Raw genomic sequence first — 17,632 nt, 5'->3', positions numbered from 1 at the left:
TGTGAAGCAGGACGAGGGTTCTTGGCCCTCGACAACGGTTGGAGGCGATATGTCGGTCAATGGTATTAACGCTAGCGGTTTCGATATTTCGAAACTCCTGGGCGGCAAGGCGACTACGCCGGCGGCCGGTTCGGCTGAGGCGACGGATTTCTTGTCATCGCTGAAGTTGCAGATCGCCAATGTCGAATCGCAAACGGTCGGCTTGCTGGTCTCGTCGGCGCCGGGTTCGGGCAAGGTGTCGGGCGCGGCGAATTTTGCCGACATTCTCGGTGCCGGCAAAATGGCTGGCACGTCCTCTCTGGACGCCCTGCTGGGCAGTGCCGCTGGCGTGGGTGGCACGAATGGCGTGTCGGCTGCGGGGCGCAACATGGCGCTGTTTGATCCGGAGTCGGCCTACAAGATGATGACAGACATCAACCGCTTTGCCGTCAATTTCAAGGCCGAGGCGTCTGAAATGAGCGACATGAAATCCTATGTGTCGACGCTGCAGCAGGAGGCGGTGAAGCTGGGCAGCACGGCGGAATCGACCAGCAACGATGAAATCCGCGGCCGCGTGCAGGCTTTTGCCGATTCCTACAATGGCTGGATGCAGCGTTTCGGCAGCGAGTTGCAGGATGGCGGCATGCTGGCGGGCTCGCAGGCGGCCAAGGTGTCGCAGTGGGAACTGGAGCAGAGTATCGCCAATCCATTCAATGGCGCGATGAACGGCGTGCATGGCATGGCTGATCTCGGCCTGAGCATCGATCCGGTGACCAAGCTGGCGACGGTGGATAACGCCCGGCTGGATGCGACGCTGGCCAGCAACAAGACGGCGGCAATCGGCGCGCTGCACGAATTCACCGCCAATTTCGCCAAGTCGGCTGAACTGTTGAACTCGGCCGGCAACTTCATTACCAACCGTCTGGACAATCTGACGCGCGCGATCAGCTACATCGATACCAACATGACGTCCTTGCAGGCCGAATTCGGCCTCGGTGACCCGGCGACACCGAGCGGGCAGGTGGCCAAGGCCCTGGCCAATTACAACGCGGTTCATGGCATCGGATGACTGCAGTCATAGGGGTCAGAAACATTTCGTTTTCTGCCCCTTTTAATCGAGCGTTTGCAGAATCGCCCGGACTGGCTGGAGCGCTGCATGCTGGTGATGGCCTGAGGCTGGTTTCAACCAATCCCACGGTCAACCGGAAAAATCGGTCAAAAATGAAATGCCGGCGTCGCCATGCCGTGGCCGTTCAGGTGATGGCGACGCTCTGGCTTTCCTTGTCAAGCAGTTGGCCATCCAGCAACCGGACTCAGGCCGCCAGACTCAATGGCTCGCAGCGCCGCAGCAGTTGCCGGGTCAACGGGCTGTGGCCGCGGGCCGGCAAGCGTTCGGCGCAGAGGGCGGTGGCCAGATTGTGCTGGCCGGTGCGTAGCGCCGCTTCGATCAGCGTCAGGTCGAGCAGGTCGCGCTGGGCATGGCTGCCACCGAAGCGGTGGGCGATTTCGCGGAGCGGGCGGAGCAGGCGCACGGTGTCGCCGTAGGCGCCCTGGCCGAACGCCTTGAGGGCGAGCGTCAGCGGATGGCCGACCTCACGGGTGAAGGCTTCGTTGTCGTCATTGCCGAGCAACACGGCTTCCTGCGTTTGCAGCACCTCGGCGATGGCTTCGGGACGCCGGGCGCCGACAAAGGCCATCACCGCATGCACGTCGTTGAAGGCGTAGGTGCCGGCCGTGGCCAGCGGCTGCCAGCCATCGGCCAGCGTGGACCAACGCTGGCCGAGGTCGACGCCACGCAGGTGCAGGCGCCAGAGCAGGGCCGAGGCGTCGATCATGTCGAGCACCATGGTCGACCGTTCGCCGTGAATGGGGCCGTCGAACAACGCCAGCACTTCGTCGATCTCGCCCAGCTCGAGGTGGAAAAGGGCCAGGTGCCACCAGAGATGGACCTTGAAGAAGCTGTCGGTGGACCAGGCGGCGGGATCGGCGCGCATCCAAGCGATGCCGTCGTGGGTGCGGCATTGCATTTCCATGACGTGGGCGACGGCGTGCTGGGCCCAGCCGTCGCGCGGTTCAAGCTCGACGGCCGCCCGGCCTTGCGCCTCGGCGCGGGTGTAGTCGGCCGTTTCCTCAAGGCCGAAGGCATGCATGGCAAGCAGCGCGTGATAGCCCGGCAAGTCCGGCGACCAGGCGGGCAGCGCGCGGGCGATGCGGTCGCGCAGCAGCCGGGAATTGCCGACGTAGAAATCAGCCAGATGCCCGGCCTGCAGGGCGAGGATGTCGTGCGGGTGGTCGATGCTGACATCTTCGAGCAGCCTTCCGGCGCGGCGCCATTGCCCGTCGAGCATTTGGGCGACGGCATCGATATGACCGCGCTCGCGGGTATTGGCCGGCAAGCCGACGGTCGCGGCGAGGCAGGCACGGGCCACGGGGATGGCGGCCGGCTCGGTGCCGAGCAGATGGAGATAGGCCTTGAGGATATGGCCCATGACAAATTCCGGGCTGGCGTTGATGGCGGCATCGACGCTGGCCACCGGGTCTTCGATATAGCACTGGAACTGGCGCAAAGCGCGCCGAAAATGGCCCAGGCTCTCGGCGCTGGCACCGGAATACGAAAGATTCAAATCGTCGTGAATGATCATTGTTTTGCTCCTTTGGGGTGGAAATCTTTGCGGTCGATTGGCGTCGTTACCGGCCAAAAAAGCCGGAACGCGCACAGTGCCAAGGTAGTCTCATGACAATTGACCCGCCATATCCGGGGCGCCTGAAGATTTGACCAAGGCGCCGGAGACTTGTTCGCGGAGGCGAAAGATGGATGTCCTTTCCGAAGTCTTTGCCGCCGTGCGTTTCTCCGGCGGCGTCTTTCTCGATGCGGAATTCACCGCGCCGTGGTGTGTCCTGTCGCAGGTCGGGCCGGAGGAGTTTCACGCCCAGGGCAGGATGCCAGCCCACCTGATCGCCTATCACTACGTCGTCGAAGGGCGGATGTTTGTGCACATCGATGATGCCCCGGCCATCGCCGCCCAGGCTGGCGAGATCGTGCTCCTGCCGAACAATGCCAGGCACGTTCTGGGCAGCGCCTTGGGGCTTCGGGCAGAAGTCATCGACAGTGCGGTGCAGGCACCGAGCGAGCTGGGGCCAGCCATCCTGCGCTACGGTGGCGGCGGTGAGCCGACGCGCATCGTCTGCGGCTACCTCGGCAGCGACAGCGCCGACAATCTGTTGCTCAAAGCCCTGCCGCCGCTCCTCAAGCTCGGCGTCCGCGACGGCAGCGGCGGCGCCTGGCTGGAAAGTTCGTTCCGCCACGCCGCCAGCGAATTCGGGACAAGCGGCAGCGGCTCGGCGGCGATCCTCGGCAAACTGGCAGAACTGCTGTTTGTCGAAGGCGTCCGCCGTTATCTTGCCGCCCTGCCCGAAGGCCAGACCGGCTGGCTCGCCGGACTGGGCGACCGCATGGTTGGCCGGGCCCTCGCCCTCCTCCACGCCCGCGTCGCCCACCCGTGGACGACGGAAGAACTGGCGCAGGAGGTCGGCCTATCGCGCTCCGCCTTTGCCGAGCGCTTCACCAACCTGATCGGCATGCCGCCCATGCGCTATCTGGCCAACTGGCGCCTGCAACTGGCTGCCGCCCGGCTGCGCGAAAGCACCGCCGCGACGGCGCAAATCGCCAGCGAGGTCGGCTATGAATCAGACGCTGCTTTCAACCGCGCCTTCAAGCGGGCCTTCGCAACGACGCCGGCCGCCTGGCGCAAGCTGCGCCCCGACGCAACAGCGCCACGGTCAACCGCAAATAACGGCCAAAAATGAAACATCGAAATCGCGACAATTTGGCGCCGGTAAGCCGTTTGAATCTGGCAACGGGTCGCCACCGGGTTTAGCTGAACAAACGGCTCTTGGTTCAAAGCCGGCAAGGAAATTTGCGGAGATTTCTCACAAAACGGCACAAACAATCGCCGACGGATCACTCATCATCTATTACTTATGGAGTAATTCTGGGAAAATGTGACAGTTCGCCAATCCACTTTCCTCGGCCCCGGCCATTGCAACCCACACGGTACGTTACGCCATCATGAGCACCACCCTGCGCGCCCGAACATTACTGGTCATCGCGCTGTTGGGGGCGAATCTGCTGGTTTTTGTCCTGGCGGCGTATTCGCTGCACCACAGCAAGGCGCTTTACGAGGAACAGGCCGAGACGCTGACGAAAAACGTCGTGGGTTCGCTCGATCAATCCGTTTCCGGCAGCATTCGCAGCATCGATCTGGCGCTGCACGCCATTGTCGATGACCTGGAGCAGCAGCTGGCCAAGGGCAAGATTGACGAGGCGTCGATCAGCGCCTCGATCGCCCGCAACCAGCAACGCAATCCTGAACTTGAAGGTCTGCGCATTGCCGACGCTTCCGGCCTGGTCTTTCTCGGGACTGGCGTTGACAAGGCGGCAGCGGTTTCGTGGGCGGACCGCGATTATTTCATCTACCACCGCGACAACGCCGACCGGAGCATGCGTTTTCGCAAACCCCGGCTGGGGCGCGTTGCCAAGCAATACATCGTCAATTTTTCCCGCCGCTTCAACACCAGTGACGGGCGTTTTGCCGGCGTCGTTTCCGCCCCCGTTGCCCTCACCTATTTCGCCGAACTTCTGGCGCAATACGAGCTCCCGCCCGACACCGTCCTGATCCTGCGCGATGCGGACCTCGGGATGGTCGCACGCTTTCCGGCGGCCCCTGACCGCCCGGTCGGACAGGTGGGCGATACCAGCGTTTCCGCCGAGCTCCGGACACTGGTCGAATCGGGCGTCAAATCGGCCACGTATCACACCTCAAAGGCGGCCGATGGACGCGAACGCACCGTTTCATTCCGGCGTCTGAACAATGTCCCGATGATCGCCATCGTCGGCGTCTCGAGCGATCAATACCTCAGTGGCTGGAAAGCCGAGGTGTACAAGACCGCCGCCATGGTTGCCGGGATCCTTCTCCTTTCCGTCCTGCTTGGCACGCTCCTCTTCCGGATGCTGGCCAATTCGGAACGCGACCGGAAACGCCTGGCGCTCAGTGAAGAAAATCTCCGGACCATCATCGAAACCGAGCCGGAGTGCGTCAAGCTGGTGGATACGGAAGGACGTCTCGTGCAGATGAATCCGGCCGGCCTGGGGATGATCGAAGCGTGTTCTCTCAGACAGGTTGCCGGGCTGTCCGTTTTTGACCTGGTCGCACCCGAGGATCGCCAGGCCTTTGTCGAATTCCATCAACGCGTGATCAATGGTCAAAGCGGCATGCTCGAATTCGCCATCATCGGACTGAATGGCGCCCGCCGGACCATGGAGTCGCACGCCGTCCCGGTGCAGGTTGGCGGTGAAGTCGCCCATTTGGCGGTCACCCGGGACATCACGGCACGCAAGCAATCCGAGCTCGAGCTGGACGCCTACCGGAACCATCTCGAGTTGCTGGTCGAGGCCCGGACCGCCGAACTCAACGCCGCCAAGGATGTGGCCGAAGCGGCGAGCCGGACGAAAAGCACCTTCCTGGCCAACATGAGCCACGAACTGCGCACGCCGCTCAATGGCATCACCGGCATGATCCGGCTGGCCCGCGCCCGGATGACCGACGAAAAGGGCCGCGATCAGCTCGACAAGGCCAAGTTCGCGGCCGATCATCTGCTGTCGGTGATCAATGACATCCTCGATATTTCGAAAATCGAAGCCGACCGACTGGTGCTTGAAACCACCGACTTCAAGCTCGCCCCGGTCTTCGACAGTCTGGTCAGCCTTCTCGGCGACAAGGCGCAAGCCAGGGGGCTTGAACTACACACCGAGATTCCGCCAGAGCTGTTCAACCAGGCATTCAGCGGCGACCCCCTGCGTCTCGGGCAAGTGCTGATCAATCTGGCGGCCAATGCCGTCAAATTCACCGAGCGCGGCAGCATCACCGTCCGCGTCATCGAGCGCGAATCAAGCCGGGGCGCCGCCCTGTTGCGTTTCGAAGTGATCGATACGGGCATCGGTCTTGGCCCGGAAGACAAGGCACGAATTTTTTCCGCCTTCGAACAGGCCGATAGCTCGATGACCCGGAAATACGGTGGCACGGGCCTCGGGCTGGCGATCAGCAAACGCCTGGTCGGCCTCATGGGCGGGAAAATCGACGTCGACAGCACGCCGGGGCTGGGCAGCAATTTCTGGTTCGAGCTCAGCCTGCCGAAGTCAGGCCGGGCCGTGGCCGATGAAGGCAGCGCCGCAATTGAACAACCGGCCAGCCAGATTCTTCGCCTGCACCCAGGAAAACGCATCCTGCTGGTCGAAGATGAAGCCCTGAATCAGGAAGTTGCCCGCGGCATGCTTGAGTACGTCGGCCTCATCGTCGATGTCGCCAACGATGGCGAGCAGGCGGTTCAACTTGCCCGCCAGAAGGACTACGCGCTGATCCTGATGGATATCCAGATGCCCGTGATGAACGGCATTTCGTCCACCCGGGCGATTCTCGCAGAATCGAAAAACCAGCAGACGCCGATTATTGCCATGACAGCCAATGTCTTCACCGAAGACAAGGCCAATTGCCTAGCGGCCGGCATGAACGACTATATCGCCAAGCCGTTTCATCCCGATCGCCTGTACCAGACCCTGCTGAAATGGCTAACAGCGGAAAAACAACCGGACAAGGAAGCAAGTTTGGCCGCATAGGGCGATCCATTCTGCGAAAATCCCCGCTTTCCAGTCGTCAGCCCAACCATGATCCAAGGCCAATTCCGTTCTTCCATTTTGCAAGTGCCTGCCGACATAACGCCGCTCAAATTCCGCGGCTATCTGCGTCAGGAAATCGAGGCCGTGCAGGCGACAGCGCAGAACGAGGAGGACATCATCATCGTCCGCCTGTTCGTGCTTGAAAAGGTCCTTTTCGGGCTGGGCGCCAGGAAGGTCGACAGCATCCTGCATGGCGTTGTCGCCAAGTGCCCGAACATTCAGCGCATCGAACTCGAAGCGCTGGCCCGCCCCCTGACCCAGGACGAAATGCAGGAAGCCGCCAACGACGCCCAGGAAACGCTGCAGGCGCTGAGTGATCGGGTCATGGCTTCAGGCGGCAAGCTGGGGCCGGACGCTGGCGGTAACTGAGCGGCGATTTTCCCGGTTTTCCTGAACCACCTCAGTTCTCGATCAGCTTGCCAGCATCGGCAATCAGCTCGGCCACCAGTGTGCACAATTCCTTGATGGTGGATTCCTCTACTTCGAGGAAACCTTCGTACTCAGCGAGATTTCGTTTCTGGTGGGCGTTGTCCAGAATGCGCCATTGAATGGCGGACCAGCCCAGGGTGTGGGGCAGGCACTGAAAAACAGTGTAGCGGTTTTCACTTCGATAGCCGTGCCAGCGTAAGGCGGCGAGTGCCGCGGCATGAGCCGCGTTATAGGCGCTGGTGAAGCGGCCTTCGGCGGAGAGGCTGCCAAGTTGGGCGTCGGCCAGTCGGGTGCGTGCCATGCCCAGCATCCGCCGGGCTTCGGCTGCATTGCGCGGTTCGGCCTTGAGTTGGCCGATGCGCACCAGATTATCCAGCGCTGACTGGGTCAAGGTCTTTTCCGATCAGGGGCAATATAGGTTGGGCGAGGACGCGATTGACGAATGAATCCGGCTCGGCGAGTCGTCGCACATATTCGGATCGAGTATAGCAGTTGGGGTTTATCTTCCGTCCAAGCTGCGTTTCCAGCGGTAATAGCAGGGTCAGGATTTCATTGAGGGAAAGGTTTTCGCCCACCAGCATCAGGTCGATATCGCTTTGTGCAGTGTCGGTTTGTTTGGCAACGGAACCGTAGATGAAGGCGCTATCCAGCCGGTTGGCGATGGGCAGCAAGGCTTCGCGCAGCAAGGGGACGGCGCCAAGTGTCTTGCGCGTCAACACGACCAGCTCTGCGAAAACGGGACTTTGCGGGTTGGCCTGAAAACACCGAAGATTGCCGACGCGCTCGGAAAGAACCAGCCCGGCGTCGACCAGCCGGTTCAGTTCCCGTTGCAGCGAGGCGCTACCAAGCTCTGTCAAGCGACGCAATTCGCTCAAGTGATAGCTACGTTCTGGCTGGCCGAACAGCCAACGGAACAGGCGGGCCTGGCTATCGGAAAAAAGGGCGGCGGAAATCGACATGGCCAAATATTAGCACGATCATGCTATTTTTTGGCTTGATATTGAAAGTCGTCCTATTTGGCTCCGCGTAAAGGTTGTCGGCGCCGGAGAACTTAGCGCAAACGCCCGTTCAATTCGTCGATGACCGCAGACCAGTCAGCATCCTCGATGATTTCTTCCTTGAGGAAAGCACGTTGCGCATCGCTCCAGAAGGGCGCGCGGTAGAGTGGAATTTCGTTGTCCAGTGGGCGATGGGTATCGATGAAGTTCTCGAGCGCAACCGCGTCGGTGGGTAGTCCGAGCTGGGCAAACAGGTTGGCCATGGTGTGCAGTTGGGCTTGCATGGGAGACTCCTTTTAGGCGACGGGGTGTTGGTTCGACGGATGCTGACGGCAACAGTTCCGTCGCTGGCGCTGCTTAAAGTAGCGTTTCGACCGCGTCCACCAGTTCCTCCGGCCGGGTGGCCGGGGCGTAGCGATGGACGACCTTGCCCTGACGGTCGACGAGAAATTTGGTGAAATTCCATTTGATCGCCTCGGTGCCCAGAATGCCGGCCGCTTCGTGCTTGAGCCAGGCGTAGAGCGGATGGGCCTGGTCGCCGTTGACGTCGATCTTGGCAAAGAGCGGGAAAGTGACATCGAAACGGGTCTGGCAGAACTGGCCGATGGCTTCGGCGTCGCCGGGTTCCTGCTCGCCGAACTGGTTGCAGGGGAAACCGAGGACGACAAAGCCCCGCTCCCTGAAGCTCCGGTAGAGTTCTTCGAGGCCGGTGTATTGCGGGGTGAAGCCGCATTGGCTGGCCGTGTTGACGATCAGCAGAACCTTGCCGCGGTAGGCATCGAGGCTCTGCTCATCACCGTTCAGGCGCTGGGCGCTGAAGTCGTAGAGGGTCTGGCTCATTGGCGTTCGATCACTCTGCTTTCAGTAGGAGGACTTCGGAGCCATCATCGGCGGCATCAACTGGCCGCGAATCTCGCCCGGCTTGAATTCGGCGCTATGCACATTGACGTACAGCTCGCCGGCCTTGTAGGCCTGATATTGCTCGGCACTGAGCTTGCTGCCCTCGGGAACCATCCAGCCGTTGTCCCCGCTCTTGTTCAGGGTGATGACGACCGGCCCGTTGGCGCCGGCCTTGCCGATGTGGATGTGCGCCATGGTGGCGGCCAGCCCGCTGGTCATGACCTTGCCGCTGACGCTCATGTCGGGTTTGATGGTGATCATGCCTTCACCGCTGGCCTTGGTGGTGACGGGCGGCACTTCCATGGCGCCGGAAAGTTTGAATGAAATGTCGTCGGCCAAGGCCGGCAGGGAAAACGTGGCCAGGGCAATGGCGGCGACGGCGAGGATGCCCGGCATGGCCAGGCGGCGGTTCGGGGATGTGTTCATGGCAAGCCTCTCATCGTGGAAAATTATGTAGCCAGGAGATGGGCGTCGCATGTGGGGTGACTTTTTTACTGCGGCGGCTACATGGCATTTGAGTGCCGATATCCAGCTTGGTTCGCCGATTCGTTGTTTGGCGTTGTCGGGCTTGCCTTCATGACCTGTCGCAAACCCGGCAATTGGGCCGCACCGGAAAATTAAAACCCGTTTAATCAATAACCTGGATTTGGGCATTGCTCTTGCATGAAGCTTCCAATGCATGCTCACGCCCATCTTGCCAAACCCGATCTCGCGACCATTGCGCAGGGGGCACTGCTCGACGGCTTCACGCTGCGCGACGTGCCCAAAGGCTATCTGCTGTCGACACCTGACAGCCCGCACAATCAGGTGCTCATGGTGCAATCCGGCCGTTTACGCGTTTATCTGGCTGGCGACAACCGCGAGCTCAACCTGAGTTTTCTCGAAGCCGGCGACATCTACACGACGCACACCCCGACCTATGTCGAAGCCGTCGTGCCGACCAGCATCTGGCTCATCGACACACCGACTTTCGCCCGCAAGCTGGCCACCGACCCGTCGGTAACGCCGGTCATGATGCGCGTCATGGGCCGCCTGCTGAGCAACGCGGTCTGCCTCATCGAAGACCTCGCCTTTCGCGAAGTGCCGGCCCGGCTCGCCCGCTTTCTCTGCCAGCTGGCCGAACGGCGCGGCCTGCGCCAGGAGCACGGCTGGCTCGTGCCGCTCGATTTCAGCATGCAGGACATCGCCAGCCTGCTCGGCACCACACGGCAAAGCATTTCCTCGCTGATCAACCAGTGGGAACGCGAAGGCGTACTGCTCCGCCAAAGCCGGCGCAGCCTGCTCGTCCCGTCGCTCGACGCCCTCAAGGCGCGCTGCTCGCCTTTGCCATAAAGTCCTGCCCTGAACCAAAACGTCGGCCAGCCGACGGACAGCCAGCCGCCCGGCCGGCTAAAGTTGCTCCCGACAACTTTCAGGGAGAACGCCATGTCTCAACAATGCGCTTGCCGCAAGACCGACCGCTACGTCAGCTTCCAGGACATCGATTGCGCCGGCAATGCCCGCCGGCTCATGGAATACCTCGACCGGCAACTGGCCATCCCGGGCCGCAGCAACGCCTTCTGGGAATACTTCGCCAAAAAGCGCGCCGGCAACGCGGTCACCAAACCTGACGATCTTTTTCTGATCCACTCCAACATCAACCAGTTTCGCGATTTTTTTGAACACTGGAACGACAGCGAGGCCCTTGGCCTGTTGCTGCAGATCGAGGAAGAGTGCTGCTAGGCGTTTTCTGCGGATTCCACGGTCAACCGGAAAAATGCGCCAAAAATGAAACTCCGCTCCCGCTGCGGAACATGACCAGTTCGGCATCGAGCCACAATCGTTATAAGGCGGAGTTCGGCCAGAAGCGGGCCTTCAAAAAAATGCTCCATAGCTGCAATTCGCCTGAGCAAAATTGCCGTTGGCATTCCGACTTTACGTCGGCTCGTACTATCATTGCATATGCGGACCGGTGGGTCCGTTGAATAGCTGTTAGGCGCTTGGAGGCACCATGACGAGCCACAGAACGACCCGCAATGCGCCACAGCAGATTTCGGCCGTCCGTGAAATCGACGAGCTACTGAAGGCAAGGATGTCCCTTGGTCACCTCATAAATGACACGCATCCACTTAAACACCACGACTACGAACTGATCGGGAGGTTCGTTCAAACCTATTGCATCGCCGATCTTGAGGCGCGGCAGGTGATCAATTGCCTTACTCATATCAGGCAGGGAAATCCAACAACATTTGCGCTTAAACTCAACGACAAGGACGCACTAGATCATCTTATGGCTTGCGCTGACAGCTGCGTCTGGAATCTAGAGCTTGCTGAGGGAATTCGGAAGGCCGCAGAGATCTTCGTGCAGCATCGTCAATTGCGTCATATGTTCGCGCACTGGGCGGGCCGCAGAGTACCTGGTCACGACGCCTATATCTTCTTCACAGCGAGCTTGGACAAACAGAAATTGCCAAAGGGAGCGATCAAATTTGAGGAAGATGATGACGCAAACATGCAATACGGAGTCATGCCAATTTCCAACCTTCTTGAAGAGACGAAGAAGCTTGAAGGACATGCCCAGTACTTGGCGAATATGGGAACTCAGCTAGAGGCCAAAGCGGAACAAATTGCGAAGGAGTTGGCGTAGGATGTCGCTGAGGGCAGGCTTAAACTCAGGCCTTATAAGGTCGCTGGCGGCGGCCGCGCCTAACAACTCATTCATGCCGACGCCGCTCCGCTGCGTGGCTTAATTCAACCGTTTCTGAGCGTCCGCTTTCACCGTCCGGCTACTTCCGCTTAGGGCACCAAGTTGCCGTTCGACCTGGCTCGGTCAAGTTGATTTCTTCGCATGGTCGACACCGATGTGATTCGGTGGTCATCACAGCAAGACTCCGCTCCGGCGCCTTTAGTGGCCGAATTTGCACGCCATCTGTCTGACTGAACAGTGGCCGCTGAGCACCGCCTCGCCTACGATGCCGTTTTGCCAATAACGAGGAGACAGCATGCAGGCCTTTCAGGATTACTACCCGGAGAACCTCGCCCATTGCTACGGTTGCGGCCGCAACAACGAGCACGGGCATCAGATCAAGACCTTCTGGGAGGGCGACGAAACCGTCACCCATTTCCAGCCGCGCCCGGAACACACGGCGATCCCCGGTTTTGTCTACGGCGGCCTGCTCGCTTCACTGATCGACTGCCACGGCACGGGAACGGCCGCCGCCGCGATGTACAAGGCCGAGAACCGGAGCATGGACAGCCTGCCGGCCTTGCGCTTCGTCACCGGCTCGCTGCAGGTCAGTTACCTCAAGCCGACGCCGCTTGGCCCGGTCCTCGAAATTCGCGGCAAGGTGAAGGAAATCAAGGGCCGCAAGGTCGTCGTCGAGGCCACGGTTTACGCTGACGGCGTGGCGACAGCACGCGGCGAGGTCATCGCCTTGCAGATGCCGGATACGTTTGTGGCGAGCTAACGGCAGACACGTTCAGGCAGCGTGGCGGGCTACCCGATACGCTTTCCTTGAATTATTAGCAGCAACGCGGTCGAAGCTATCGCCCGCCGCCCCGGGCAGCGTATCCTTGCTGCCCACGCCGTGTTTCCCGCCCCCATGTCCACCACGCTTTCGCCCCGTACCGAACGCTTTTTCCTGCTGACGCTGGCCGGCATCCAGTTCAGCCACGTGCTCGATTTCATGATCATGATGCCGCTCGGCCCCATCCTCATGGCGGCCTTCGGCATCGGCACGCATGAGTTCGGGCTGCTCGTGGCGTCGTACAGTTTCAGTGCGGCGGTGTCGGGGATTCTGGCGGCGACTTTCGTCGATCTTTTCGAGCGCAAACGCCTGTTGCTCATCGTGTTCACGCTGTTCGGCCTGGCAACGCTGGCCTGCGGGTTGGCGCCGGGCTATTCGACGCTGATCCTGGCGCGCGGCATGGCCGGCGTGTTCGGCGGCATCATGGGGGCGCTGGTCCAGACGATGATCGCCGACGCCATTCCCTTTTCACGCCGAGGGCGGGCGAGCGGCGTGGTGTCGAGTGCCTTCTCGATTTCGACCATCGCCGGCGTGCCGCTCTCGCTGTGGCTGGCCAATCACTTCGGCTGGCGCGCCCCCTTCGTGCTGATCGCCGGGCTGTGCGTCGTTTTCCTCGCCATCGGCCTGCGCTTTCTGCCCGAGTTGCGCCACCACCTCAGCGAGGAAAAGCGGGCCCACCTCCTCTCGGCCACCTTCAGCGTGCTCGGCGACGCCAACCACCGGCGCGCCCTGTTCTTCTCGGCGCTGATCATCTTTTCCGGCTTCACGATCATTCCCTACATCACGGTCTATGCCGTCAATAACGTCGGCATCGCCCAAACCGACATCCCCATCGTCTATCTGGTCGGCGGCTCGGCCACCTTCATCAGCGCCCGGCTGATCGGCCACTGGGCCGACAAGCACGGCAAGGTCGAGGTCTACCGGCTGGTCGCCCTGCTCGCCATGGTGCCGACGCTGGTCCTCACCCACGCCGGCCTGCTGCCGCTGTGGGTCTGGCTGATCATCTCGGCCAGCTTCTTCGTGCTCATCTCGGGGCGCATGATCCCGTCCATGGCGATCATCGCCTCGTCGGCCCAGCCCAAGCTGCGTGGCACCTTCATGTCGCTCAATGCCACAGTCCAGTCGCTGGCCATGGGCCTGGCCACCACGCTGGCCGGCTTCCTCACCTCGCTCGACGCCAGCGGCCGCATCGTCGGCTATTCGCTGGTCGGCTACGTCGCTGTCGCGGCCAATCTGGTGGCCATCTGGTTCGTCTCGCGTATCGTCATGCACGGCAGGAACAGTTAGCGGCGGATTGACCGCCCGGCAGCCCAGGCCCGATACTCTGCCGGCATGTGTTCCCGCCTGCCGCCACCGATAAAAGTTTCGCCATGGATATCGACTTTCTCCTGAAAAGCATCGCCAACCGCCCCCTGTTCGAGCAATGGGCCTGGGGCGCCGTCGGCGTTGCCGTGCTGGCGGCGGCCGGGCTGATCCTGTTCCTTGAGCGCCGCCATTTCGCGGCGCGCGACAAAGGCGGTAGCTGGCGAGCGCTGCGCCTGCTCGCGCTGTTCATTCTGCTGCCGGTCACGGCGGGCATCGTCGTCATCCCGAGCATGGCGATTTCCGGCCCCGAGGCGCTGGCCTATTTCTATCTTGCCCTGCTCGTCCTGGGTCCGCTCGTCTGGTTCGCCGGCCATGTGCTCTGCGGCCGTCTGCTGCGGCCGGCCTTCAGCAAGGGGGAAAGCCTGTTCATGGCGGCCAGCGGCCTGTTCATCCTGCTCCTCCCCTTTGGCGCGGCGACGCTGGCCCAGGGGCCGATTTTCCATGCTTCGCGCGGCCTGACCCAAAGCGCCTTCGAGGCGGCGCCGACAACCGCGTTGCCCCATGCCGTCGGCCCGATACAGCGTTTCAATCTGCCAACCGTCGGCCTGATCCATACCCAGTCGCTCATCGCGCCTGCCGGCGTCGAACTCGAGCGAATCGACCGCAAGGTGGCCGAAAACTGGTCCGATACCGCGACCAGCACGCGCGACGTTTTTTGCCGGGATGGCCAGAACCTCCACCTCATGTGGTCGGCCCGCGAGCCGACGCCGGTCCTGCGCCTGTACTGGCGGCAAAACGGCCAGCGCCTGCAGGCCGATTTCTCGCCGACCACCGCCACCGACCCGGCCGAGCCGCGTGAATTCAAGGTCAGCTTTCGCCCCGACGGCATCGACCCGCCGGTGCCCATTCCCCGTTCCCGCGCGTCGATCGCCTATTTCGTCGGCCCGGATCGTCTCTTTTTCAACTCGCTGAACTCCCTGCAACCCGGCGAAACCTTCGTCAACGACTGCATCATGCCCGGCTACCAGCGCGTCGCCTGGGAAAAGGAAGGCCCGCCGCAGGCCATCGCGCTGATGTTCTTCCAGAGTGCCAACGCCCCTTACTTGCGCGCCGAGATCAAACGGCCGGCAGATCAGGAATAGCGCCAGCCGCCACAAACCGTAAAATCCGGCATACCGGCCTGATCAGGCGGCACCCACTTCAACAAAGGCAAAGACATGTTCGACAATCTGGCGGGATTTTTCATCCAATGGGCCATCACCGCCCTGTCACTGTGGGGCGCCAGCCTCGTCTTCAAGGGCATCCGCTTTTCGAGCACCTCGGCGCTGATCGTCGCGGCATTGCTGCTCGGTTTCGCCAACGCCGTGCTCCGCCCGCTGCTGGTTTTTCTGACCCTGCCGTTGACCCTGCTCACCCTCGGTTTTTTCGTGCTGGTCATCAACGCCCTGCTGCTCATGCTCGTTGCCAAGGTGGTCAGCGGCTTCACCATTTCCGGCTTCTGGACGGCCTTTTTCGCCAGCCTGTTCATTTCCATCCTGAGCATCGCCCTCGGCACCCTGGCGCCGAATGCCGAAACAACGATCTACCGCCTGCCACCTAATCCGTCAGCGCAGACCATTTCTGCCTGAACCAACGCCATGAACCAAGCCGCCTACTGGATTTTGCGCTGCGAGCATCGCCTGCTGACCATCGGCGGGGCCGAATCGGTCTTCCCGGCAGGGCTGGCCGCCGACTTCGGCCACCCGGTCAACGTGCTGCACGTTGGCAATTTGAACGGCCTGCCCTGCCACGCCGCCGATGTCGCGCACTTCCCAGAAATCCCCGGCAGCGAAGCCACCCCGCTGCGTGCCATTTTCTCGATCTCCGGCGCCGAAACCTTCGCCCTGGCCGGCCGCGCCACGCAGTTGCTCGACTGGCAGGCCAACCACCGTTTCTGCGGCAAGTGCGGCACGCCGACCGTCATGAAAGAAGGGGAACTGGCCATGCAGTGCCCGGTCTGCAGCCTGCTCGCCTACCCACGCATTTCCCCAGCCGTCATGGTGCTAGTGCGCGATGGCGAGCGGCTGTTACTCGCCCGCAGCCCGCATTTCAAGCCGGGCGTCTTCAGTGCCCTGGCCGGTTTTGTCGAACCGGGCGAAACGCTCGAAGAATGCGCCGCCCGCGAAGTACGCGAGGAAGTCGGCATCGAAATCGCCAATCTGCGCTATTTCCACAGCCAGCCTTGGCCTTTCCCCAATTCGCTGATGGTCGCCTTCTTCGCCGACTACGCCGGCGGCACGCTCAGGCCGGACCCTAACGAGATCGAGGAAGCTGGGTGGTTTTCGCCCGATGCCCTGCCGATCCTGCCCGAGCCGATCAGCATTTCCCGCCGACTCATCGAAGCGGAGCTGCACGAGCGCTGAAGCCGGCGCACAGACTTTTCATTTTTGGTCATTTTTTCCGGTTGACCGTGACAAGCCTTCACGCCGGTGTAACCAACGCGACGTCAGGTCATTCCGTGTCTGGCGAGAAAAATTCATGCCATTTGCACGAAGCGGAACCGCCACATTCCGGTGCATGACAAGGCGAATGAGAACCGTTCCTAGTTGATTGTAATTAAAGAACTTTTTTCACGACCTTCCTTCTAATATCAGGCAAGCCAACTTAAAATCGCGGCATGGGCAAGCCAGCTGTGACCCGCCAGCCAGCCCGCTACCCAACGAACCTTACGGAGAAAAGCCATGAAGGGCGATAAGAAGATCATCGATATCCTGAACGAACTGCTGACCGGCGAACTGACTGCGGTCGATCAGTACCTGATCCACGGCGAAATGTATGCCGATATGGGACTGACCCAGCTAGCCGAGAAATCCATCCACGAGTCCGATCACGAGCGCCAGCATGCCCGCGCCCTGATCCAGCGCATTCTCTTCCTCGAAGGCAAGCCCGACCTCAGCAAGCGCGATGCCCTGAAGATCGGCAAGACCGTGCCGGAAATGCTCAAATCCGACCTCGCCGTCGAATACAAGGTGGCGGGCGATCTCAAGAAAGCCATGGCTGCCTGCGAAAAGGCCCAGGATTTCGTCAGCCGTGACCTGCTCGGCGTCCAGCTCGAAGACACCGAAATGGACCACGCCTACTTCCTCGAAAAGCAGATGAAACTGATCGAACTGGTCGGCCTGCCCAACTACCTGCAGAGCCAGATGGGCTCCGGCACCCCGGCTTAAGGAGCGACGACGATGAAAGGCGACAAGAAAGTCATCGAAGCCCTCAACAAGGTGCTGAAGAACGAGCTGACCGCGATCAACCAGTATTTCCTGCATGCCCGCATGTTCCGCAACTGGGGCCTGGAAAAGCTCAACGACTACCAGTACAAGCAGTCGATCCGCGTCATGAAGGAAGCCGACGAGATCATCGAACGGGTGCTTTTCCTCGAGGGGCTGCCCAATTTGCAGAACCTCGGCAAGCTCATGATCGGCGAGCATGTCGTCGAATGCCTGCAGGGCGACCTCAAATATGAGCGCGAAATCCAGCGCCCGCTGCTTATCGAAAGCATCGCGCTGTGCGAGGAGTTGCAGGATTACGTCAGCCGCGATTTGCTCGAGGAACTGCTCGAACACTGCGAGGAAGCCATCGACTGGCTGGAAACGCAGCAGACGTTGATCAAGGATGTGACCTTGCCGAACTATCTGCAAGCGCACATGGAGCCGGGCGAAGGCTAAGCCTCCCCGCTCGCTCCACCAAAAGCCGCAGCCAGTCTGCGGCTTTTTCGTTTCTGCGCCAGCCCGGCCAAGGCTGGCTTG

20 protein-coding genes are annotated in these 17,632 nt (G+C 61.2%); 14 read left to right on the top strand and 6 right to left on the bottom strand.

All coding sequences use genetic code 11. The features are described 5' to 3' along the window. Positions 1-49 precede the first annotated feature (49 nt). A complete protein-coding gene (fliD, locus tag KI610_RS05530) occupies positions 50-1,048 on the top strand; it encodes a flagellar filament capping protein FliD (protein ID WP_226497667.1) in 999 nt (332 codons plus the stop codon). A gap of 244 nt (positions 1,049-1,292) precedes the next feature. Here fliD and KI610_RS05525 read toward each other — a convergent pair whose 3' ends face one another. After that, positions 1,293-2,621, bottom strand: coding sequence for a tetratricopeptide repeat protein (locus tag KI610_RS05525; RefSeq protein ID WP_226497666.1), 1,329 nt, complete (start codon positions 2,619-2,621; stop codon positions 1,293-1,295). 169 nt (positions 2,622-2,790) lie between these two features. On the opposite strand from KI610_RS05525, the gene KI610_RS05520 reads away from it, so the two are divergent. From KI610_RS05520 to KI610_RS05510, 3 genes are all read left to right on the top strand, one after another. After that, entirely contained in the window at positions 2,791-3,786 is a 996-nt protein-coding gene (locus KI610_RS05520; protein ID WP_226497665.1) for an AraC family transcriptional regulator, read from the top strand. 262 nt (positions 3,787-4,048) lie between these two features. Continuing rightward, the gene (locus tag KI610_RS05515; RefSeq protein ID WP_226497664.1) at positions 4,049-6,652 is read left to right on the top strand and encodes a response regulator; all 2,604 of its coding nucleotides are present in this window, start codon (positions 4,049-4,051) and stop codon (positions 6,650-6,652) included. Positions 6,653-6,736: 84 nt separating this feature from the next. Continuing rightward, positions 6,737-7,081 (top strand): hypothetical protein, encoded by a 345-nt coding sequence (locus KI610_RS05510; RefSeq protein WP_226497663.1) that lies wholly within the window; start codon positions 6,737-6,739, stop codon positions 7,079-7,081. Between the two features lie 31 nt (positions 7,082-7,112). Here KI610_RS05510 and KI610_RS05505 read toward each other — a convergent pair whose 3' ends face one another. From KI610_RS05505 to KI610_RS05485, 5 genes are all read right to left on the bottom strand, one after another. Continuing rightward, positions 7,113-7,532, bottom strand: a complete 420-nt coding sequence (locus KI610_RS05505; RefSeq protein ID WP_226497662.1) for a hypothetical protein — start codon at positions 7,530-7,532, stop codon at positions 7,113-7,115. Further along, positions 7,510-8,100, bottom strand: a complete 591-nt coding sequence (locus KI610_RS05500; RefSeq protein WP_226497661.1) for an ArsR family transcriptional regulator — start codon at positions 8,098-8,100, stop codon at positions 7,510-7,512. The genes KI610_RS05505 and KI610_RS05500 overlap by 23 nt, the downstream gene beginning before the upstream one ends. A 92-nt stretch (positions 8,101-8,192) precedes the next feature. Continuing rightward, the gene (locus tag KI610_RS05495; RefSeq protein WP_226404282.1) at positions 8,193-8,423 is read right to left on the bottom strand and encodes a DUF2789 family protein; all 231 of its coding nucleotides are present in this window, start codon (positions 8,421-8,423) and stop codon (positions 8,193-8,195) included. 73 nt (positions 8,424-8,496) lie between these two features. Further along, a complete protein-coding gene (locus KI610_RS05490; RefSeq protein ID WP_226497660.1) occupies positions 8,497-8,979 on the bottom strand; it encodes a glutathione peroxidase in 483 nt (160 codons plus the stop codon). Positions 8,980-9,000: 21 nt separating this feature from the next. Then, entirely contained in the window at positions 9,001-9,465 is a 465-nt protein-coding gene (locus KI610_RS05485) for a CHRD domain-containing protein (protein WP_226497659.1), read from the bottom strand. A 249-nt stretch (positions 9,466-9,714) separates the two neighbouring features. Between KI610_RS05485 and KI610_RS05480 the strand changes: the two genes are divergently transcribed. The 10 genes from KI610_RS05480 (at position 9,715) to bfr (KI610_RS05435) (ending at position 17,551) form a co-directional block, all read left to right on the top strand. Beyond that, on the top strand, positions 9,715-10,371 hold the full coding sequence (locus KI610_RS05480; protein WP_226497658.1) for a Crp/Fnr family transcriptional regulator: 657 nt from the start codon (positions 9,715-9,717) through the stop codon (positions 10,369-10,371). A gap of 93 nt (positions 10,372-10,464) precedes the next feature. Continuing rightward, positions 10,465-10,761, top strand: coding sequence for a N(2)-fixation sustaining protein CowN (gene cowN / locus KI610_RS05475; RefSeq protein ID WP_226497657.1), 297 nt, complete (start codon positions 10,465-10,467; stop codon positions 10,759-10,761). Between the two features lie 268 nt (positions 10,762-11,029). Continuing rightward, entirely contained in the window at positions 11,030-11,665 is a 636-nt protein-coding gene (locus KI610_RS05470) for a hypothetical protein (RefSeq protein ID WP_226497656.1), read from the top strand. A gap of 355 nt (positions 11,666-12,020) precedes the next feature. Beyond that, a complete protein-coding gene (locus KI610_RS05465) occupies positions 12,021-12,485 on the top strand; it encodes a PaaI family thioesterase (RefSeq protein ID WP_226497655.1) in 465 nt (154 codons plus the stop codon). Between the two features lie 135 nt (positions 12,486-12,620). Next, a complete protein-coding gene (locus tag KI610_RS05460; protein WP_226497654.1) occupies positions 12,621-13,832 on the top strand; it encodes an MFS transporter in 1,212 nt (403 codons plus the stop codon). Between the two features lie 83 nt (positions 13,833-13,915). Beyond that, entirely contained in the window at positions 13,916-14,992 is a 1,077-nt protein-coding gene (locus KI610_RS05455; RefSeq protein ID WP_226497653.1) for a hypothetical protein, read from the top strand. Positions 14,993-15,067: 75 nt separating this feature from the next. Beyond that, entirely contained in the window at positions 15,068-15,478 is a 411-nt protein-coding gene (locus KI610_RS05450) for a phage holin family protein (protein ID WP_226497652.1), read from the top strand. 9 nt (positions 15,479-15,487) lie between these two features. Next, positions 15,488-16,252, top strand: coding sequence for an NAD(+) diphosphatase (gene nudC / locus KI610_RS05445; RefSeq protein WP_226497651.1), 765 nt, complete (start codon positions 15,488-15,490; stop codon positions 16,250-16,252). 318 nt (positions 16,253-16,570) lie between these two features. Continuing rightward, entirely contained in the window at positions 16,571-17,056 is a 486-nt protein-coding gene (gene bfr / locus KI610_RS05440) for a bacterioferritin (protein WP_226497650.1), read from the top strand. 12 nt (positions 17,057-17,068) lie between these two features. Continuing rightward, positions 17,069-17,551: a bacterioferritin gene (gene bfr, locus KI610_RS05435; RefSeq protein ID WP_226497649.1), complete on the top strand. Its 483-nt coding sequence runs from the start codon at positions 17,069-17,071 to the stop codon at positions 17,549-17,551. Positions 17,552-17,632 lie beyond the last annotated feature (81 nt).

This window comes from Ferribacterium limneticum, assembly GCF_020510565.1.
In the GTDB taxonomy this organism is placed as follows: domain Bacteria; phylum Pseudomonadota; class Gammaproteobacteria; order Burkholderiales; family Rhodocyclaceae; genus Azonexus; species Azonexus limneticus_B.
Note: the sequence above shows the minus strand (reverse complement) of the source record. Positions and strands in the feature narration are given on the sequence as shown.